The sequence below is a fragment of the Kitasatospora sp. MY 5-36 genome (genome assembly GCF_001182915.1).
Classification (GTDB): domain Bacteria; phylum Actinomycetota; class Actinomycetes; order Streptomycetales; family Streptomycetaceae; genus Kitasatospora.
In genome coordinates this window covers 1-5,465 of the sequence record NZ_LFVW01000714.1, presented here as the reverse complement: position 1 = coordinate 5,465, position 5,465 = coordinate 1, and the positions used below count along the sequence as shown (strand labels likewise).

The window sequence follows — 5,465 nt, the reverse complement described above, 5'->3', positions numbered from 1 at the left end:
CGGCCGTGGGCGCGGACACCGCCCCCGCCCCCGCGCCCGCGCAGGCCGCCGCCGAGCAGGTGCAGGCGTACCCGCAGGCCGCCGCCGGTCCGGCCCGGGCCCCGCAGAAGAAGGGCTGGTGGAGCTCCTTCCTGGACGTCTTCCGGGTCTGAGGCGTCCCGGGCTCCGGGCTCCCCGGCCTGGCCCGCCGTCGTGGGCCGTCCGGCCACCGGCCGTTCGGTCACCGGCCGTTCGGTCACCGGCTGTTCGGTCACGGGCCGTCCGGTCACGGGCCGTTCGGGTACCAGCCGTTCGGTCACCGGACGTTCGGTCACCGCGAGGTGAACGGCGTGCGACGACGGTGCAGTACGTGACGGGGGCAACACGGATCGACGCTTGAGCGCGCTGGTGCTGGGTAGTACGCCGCCGTACTGCCCGCCCGCGTGTTGAAGGAGCCCGTGTGACCGCCATGTTGGAAGCCCGCCCCGCGGAGTCGGAGCACCCTGACGGCAGGGTCGACCGCCGTGCCGCCGTCCCGCTGCTGCGGAGGCTGCGGTCGGCCGAGGGGCTCGCCGATCCGAGCCCGGTCTACGACGGGCTGCGGGCGCTCGGGGACCTCGTCCCGGCGCCCTGGGGCGGCTACCTGGTCACCGGTTACGAGGCCTGCGACCAGGTCCTGCGCGGCAGGACCTGGCTCGTCCCCGACTTCGCCTGGCAGGAGCGGCAGACCGGGACGGAGCGCTGGGAGGCCGTCGCCACCCAGGAGATGAGCCGCACCCTCTCCCGCCTCAACGCCCCCGAGCACACCCGGCAGCGGCGCAGCCTCGGCAGCCTCTTCGACCGCAACACCCTCCGGGACATGACGCCGCGGATCGAGGCCGACGCCACCGAACTGCTCGACCGCCTGGCCGAGCGAATACAGGCGGACGGCGAGGCGGACTTCGCCTCCGTGGTCAGCGAGCAGCTGCCGATCGGCACCATCGGGCGCTGGCTGGACATCCCCCGCGCGGACTACCCGCACATCCTGACGATGACCCACAACCAGGTGCACGCCCAGGAACTGCTGCCCACCAAGAGCCAGCTGGCGGTCTCCGAGCAGGCCACCATGGACCTTCGCGAGTACTTCACCCGGCTCGTCCGGGAGCGCCGCGACAACGACGGCGACGACGTGATCGCCGGCTGGATCCGCACCTGGGACGCGCTGGAGTCCGACCCCGAGGCCACCGACCGGATGGTCTACCAGCTCACCATGTTCGTCACCATCGCCTCGCTGGAGACCACGGCGACGCTGCTCTCCTCGCTGGTGTGGCAGCTGCTGCGGTCGCCCGGGACGTGGGAGTGGCTGCGGGAGCGGCCCGAGCACATCGACGAGGCGATCGACGAGGCGCTGCGCTACGACCCGCCGATCCGCGTCAACAGCCGCGTCGCGGGCGAGGACACCGTGCTGGCCGGAACGTTCCTCCCCAAGGACACCATGGTCCACGTGATGTACGGCGCGGCCAACCGCGACCCGCGCCGCAACCCGGACCCGCACGCCTTCGACCCGCTCCGCCGGGGCACCCACCTCACCTTCGGCGGCGGCGCCCACTACTGCCTCGGCGCGGGCCTGGCCCGGCTGGAGGCGCGGGCCCTGATCGGCCAACTGCTGGAGCGCTTCCCGACGCTGCGGGCGGTGAGCCCGCCGGAGCACGCGCCCCGGATGGTCTTCCACCGGGTGACGTCCCTGAGAGTGTCCGCATGAACGTCTCCCCGCAGGCTCCCCAGTACCCCCCGTACGCGATGCAGCCGCCGCCGTACGTCCCGCACCCCTCGACGACGACCGGCTGGTACCCGCCGGCCCCCCAGTCCGCGCCGGTCCCGCAGTCCCCGCCGGTCCCCGAAGGTGCTCCCGCTCCCGAAGGCGCTTCCGCTTCCGAAGCCGCGGTGGTCCCCGAACCCGCGCCCGCCCGTACGGTCCGTTCCGAGCTCCGGGGCGCGGTGCTCCACGTCGAGCTGGACAGCCCGGGGACGGGGAACGCCGTCACCTCGGCCATGCTGGACGAACTCCTCGCCCTCCTCGCCGTCCCCGACCCGGCCGTGCGGGTGATCGTGCTCTCCGCGGCCGGCCGCGACTTCTGCCTCGGCGGCGACCGCGACGAACTCCTCGCGGGCCTGGACGAGGACCCGACCGGCGGCCGCATACGGGCCTACGGGGACAAGGCCCGCCGGGTCTGCGACGCCCTCGTCAACAGCCCCGCCGTCACCATCGCCCGGGTCCAGGGCCGGGCGACCGGTGCCGGCTTCGCCCTGGCGCTCGCCTGCGACCTGCGGGCCGGCGCCGACAACGCCGTCTTCCGGCTGCCCGAACTGGCCCTGGGCCTGCCCGTCGCCTGGGGCGGCCTGCTGCCCCGGCTGCTGCACGAGGTCGGCGCGGCCCGGGTCCGCGAGATCATCCTCACCGGCCGCCCGGTCGGCGCGGTGGAGGCGCGGGAGCTCGCCATCCTGCAGCGCGTCGTCCCCGAGCAGGAGCTGGACGAGGCGGTGGCCGAGTGGGCCCGCCCCATCACGCGCCGCTCCGAGGCCGCCCTGCGGGTCACCAAGACGCTGCTCGCCTCCCACGCGTCGGCCACCCGGCTGGCCGACGCCGCCGTGCTGGACTCCGAGCTGATGGCCTCCGTCCTGGCCGCCGCCCACTACACCCGGAGCCTGGCCGACCGGGGGCCGGCCTCCTGACCGGTGCGTGCGCGAAGGGGCCCGCGTCCTCGGACCCGGGCCCCTTCCACGCGTGGGGGAGCCGGTTGTCGATCGTGCCCGCACGTTCGCTACCGTGTGCGGTCGACGAAGGAGAGATGATCATGGTGGGGACGACGCGCGGCGGGCGCGTGGCCGGGGCCGTACTGACGACGGCGCTGGTCATGGCCGGAGCGGCGGCCTGCGGGGGAGACGGGGGCGGCGCTGCCGAGGCGGCGGCCGGTACACCGCCGCAGCCGTTCGGCGCCGCCGGCTACCGCGGGCTCCAGCTCTCGATGACCAAGGAGGAGGCGCTCACCTCCGGAGCCCTGGAGCCGTCTCCGGTCTCGCTGCTCAACGGCTGCACCGACTACGCGTACAAGGGCGGCCCGGCGCCGGACCCGGTCCGGATGGCGGCCGAGGCGGAGGTCCGTACGAAGGCCGACAAGGCCCTGGCCAGGATCGACGAGATCAAGGCGGCCAGGAAGCCGCTCACGCCCCCGCCGTCCGGGGCCTCGTCGAAGGAACTGCAGGAGTACCTCGCGGGCCTTCGGGAGCAGCTCGACCAGACCGAGGCGGGGCGGCGGGAGATGGCCGTGCTCTACAAGGACCTGGACCTCCTCGGGCCCGCCCGCAAGAACCGGGACCAGGCCTTCCTGACCACCGGCCGGGTCAACTTCGGCACCGAGGGCCTGCGCCAGCTGGTCGCCCCGGCGGGCGCCCGCACCGCCGAGGGCATCGGCGCCGGCTCGACGGAGGAGGAGCTCAAGCGCGCCTACGAGGGCAGGGACCTCAAGCCGATCAAGGAGGGCGGTTACGAGCTCCCGTCCGAGAGCGGCAGCGGCGGCCCGGACTGGTTCTACGAGTTCACCATGGCCGACGGCAAGGTCGCCGGGCTCGCCCTGGTGAAGCACAACACCTACTGCGCCTGAGAAACCGGTTGTGGATCGTGGCCGCACCCTCGGTACGGTGACCCTCGAAAGATCATGTGGGGGTTTGTGACATGGGGAAGAACCGGGCCACGGTCCGCGCGGTGGGCGTGGGCATCTCGGTAGTACTGCTGGCCGCCTCGGCGGCGGCCTGCTCGTCCGACGACAAGAAGGACTCGGCGAAGGCCGGGGGCGCCGCCGCGGCACCCTCGGCGGCGCCCACGACGAAGGGCCCGGAGGCCTTCGCGGCGGCCGGGTACCAGGGGATCAAGCCGGGCATGGCCAAGGACGCCGGGCTGGCCACCGGCGCCCTGGAGGCGTCACCGGTCTCGCTGCTCGGCGGCTGCACGGACTTCGTCTACAAGGGCGGACCGGCGCCGGACCAGGCCCGGATGGCCGCCGAGGCGGCGACCGAGGCCCGCTACAAGGACCTCAGCGCCAAGGCCGACGCGGCCAGTGGGAAGGCGCCCGCCCCGGCGGGCACCCTGCCGCCGAACGCCTCCGCCAAGGACGCGGCGGCCGCCGCCGCGGGCTCGGCCGCCGGGGCCAAGGACTCGGCCACCGCCGCCAAGCTGATCGCCGACTCGACGATGGCCCTGGTCGACCTGAGGGTGGCGCAGGAGGCCAAGGACAAGGCGTACCTGACCACCGGCCGGGTCTCCTTCGCGGAGGCGGGCCTGCGCGAGCTGGCCGCCCCGGCGGAGGCGAGGACGGCCGAGGGCATCGGCGCCGGCTCCACCCTGGAGGCGCTCCAGCAGGCGTACGGCGCCAAGGGCCTCCAGCAGGACAAGAGCGGCAGGTACGTGCTGCCGGTCGAGGGGCAGCCGGGCTGGCAGTACGAGTTCACGGTGGACGCCGGGAAGGTCGCCGGGATGGCCGCGGTGAACCGCGACATCAAGTGCGCCTGACCGTCTGATCGTCCGACCGGTCGACGAGGGCCCCGCCGAACCGTCCGGTTCGGCGGGGCCCTCTGCCGTGCTCCGGCGGGAACCCGGCGGTGCGTGCGGACAGGTGGGGGTGTGGAACTGTCACAGCGGGCGCGATTGAGGAGCGGCGACCAGTGGGCGTTCGGGGAGCTGTTCGATGAGGCGGCGGACGATCTGTACCGGTACGCGGTACGGGTGGTGGGGGACCGGGCCGCGGCGGAGGACGTCGTCCAGCTGACGTTCCTCGAAGCGTGGCGCCTGCGCGGCAGGCTGCGGGAGGACGACGGGCCGGTGCGGCCCTGGCTGTTCGGGATAGCCGCCCAGGTCCTGCGCAACACCACCCGGGCGGCCCGGCGGCACCGGGCGGCGCTGGCGCGGCTGCCCGAGCGGGGCGTCCTGCCGGACTTCGCCGAGGAGTTGGCCGGGCGGCTCGACGACGACGCCCGGCTCGCCGCCGTCCGGCGGGCACTGGGCGGGCTGCGGAAGGCGGAGCGCGAGGTGTTCGGCCTCTGCGTCCTGGCGGGCCTGGACTACGTGAGCGCGGCCGAGGCACTCGGGGTGCCGATCGGCACGGTGCGCTCCCGGCTCTCGCGCGCCCGCACCGAGCTGCGCGCGCTGGTGGACGAGGAGCTCCGGGGCAGGCGGGAACCCGCTCCGGACACCGGACAGGTACGGGGTGGCCGCACCGAAGCGGCCAGGTCGACGACACCGGGGAGGACCCGATGAGTCCGATGAATCCGATGAACGAGGACGAACTGCTGCCACCGCCCACGGGGCCGGGGCTCCCCGCCGACCGCCGGCGGCAGCTGCGGGGGCACCTGATGAGCGAGTTCGCACGCGGGCCGGCGGCCGCGCCCCGGCGGAAGCGGCTCGGCTGGGTGGCCCTGCCCGCGCTGGCGGGCGGCCTGGCGCTGTCCCTGGT

At 74.6% G+C, this 5,465-nt stretch carries 6 protein-coding genes; all 6 read left to right on the top strand.

Annotated elements, in window-relative coordinates:
- The first annotated feature begins 448 nt into the window (after positions 1 to 448).
- Entirely contained in the window at positions 449 to 1,720 is a 1,272-nt protein-coding gene (locus AE652_RS34270) for a cytochrome P450 (RefSeq protein ID WP_082346157.1), read from the top strand.
- Positions 1,717 to 2,691: an enoyl-CoA hydratase/isomerase family protein gene (locus AE652_RS34265; RefSeq protein WP_234348645.1), complete on the top strand. Its 975-nt coding sequence runs from the start codon at positions 1,717 to 1,719 to the stop codon at positions 2,689 to 2,691. The genes AE652_RS34270 and AE652_RS34265 overlap by 4 nt, the downstream gene beginning before the upstream one ends.
- A 122-nt stretch (positions 2,692 to 2,813) precedes the next feature.
- The gene (locus AE652_RS34260; RefSeq protein ID WP_159028635.1) at positions 2,814 to 3,620 is read left to right on the top strand and encodes a hypothetical protein; all 807 of its coding nucleotides are present in this window, start codon (positions 2,814 to 2,816) and stop codon (positions 3,618 to 3,620) included.
- A gap of 71 nt (positions 3,621 to 3,691) precedes the next feature.
- Positions 3,692 to 4,525: a hypothetical protein gene (locus AE652_RS34255; protein ID WP_234348644.1), complete on the top strand. Its 834-nt coding sequence runs from the start codon at positions 3,692 to 3,694 to the stop codon at positions 4,523 to 4,525.
- Positions 4,526 to 4,636: 111 nt separating this feature from the next.
- Entirely contained in the window at positions 4,637 to 5,269 is a 633-nt protein-coding gene (locus AE652_RS34250) for an RNA polymerase sigma factor (protein ID WP_049658784.1), read from the top strand.
- Positions 5,266 to 5,465: hypothetical protein (locus AE652_RS34245; protein WP_159028634.1), on the top strand; the 200-nt coding region annotated here is incomplete at its 3' end. The genes AE652_RS34250 and AE652_RS34245, both read left to right, overlap by 4 nt.

Coding starts and splice junctions, on each gene's coding strand:
- AE652_RS34270 (WP_082346157.1), top strand. CDS start 449: ATGTTGGAAGCCCGCCCCGCGGAGTCGGAGCACCCTGACGGCAGGGTC.
- AE652_RS34265 (WP_234348645.1), top strand. CDS start 1,717: ATGAACGTCTCCCCGCAGGCTCCCCAGTACCCCCCGTACGCGATGCAG.
- AE652_RS34255 (WP_234348644.1), top strand. CDS start 3,692: ATGGGGAAGAACCGGGCCACGGTCCGCGCGGTGGGCGTGGGCATCTCG.
- AE652_RS34260 (WP_159028635.1), top strand. CDS start 2,814: ATGGTGGGGACGACGCGCGGCGGGCGCGTGGCCGGGGCCGTACTGACG.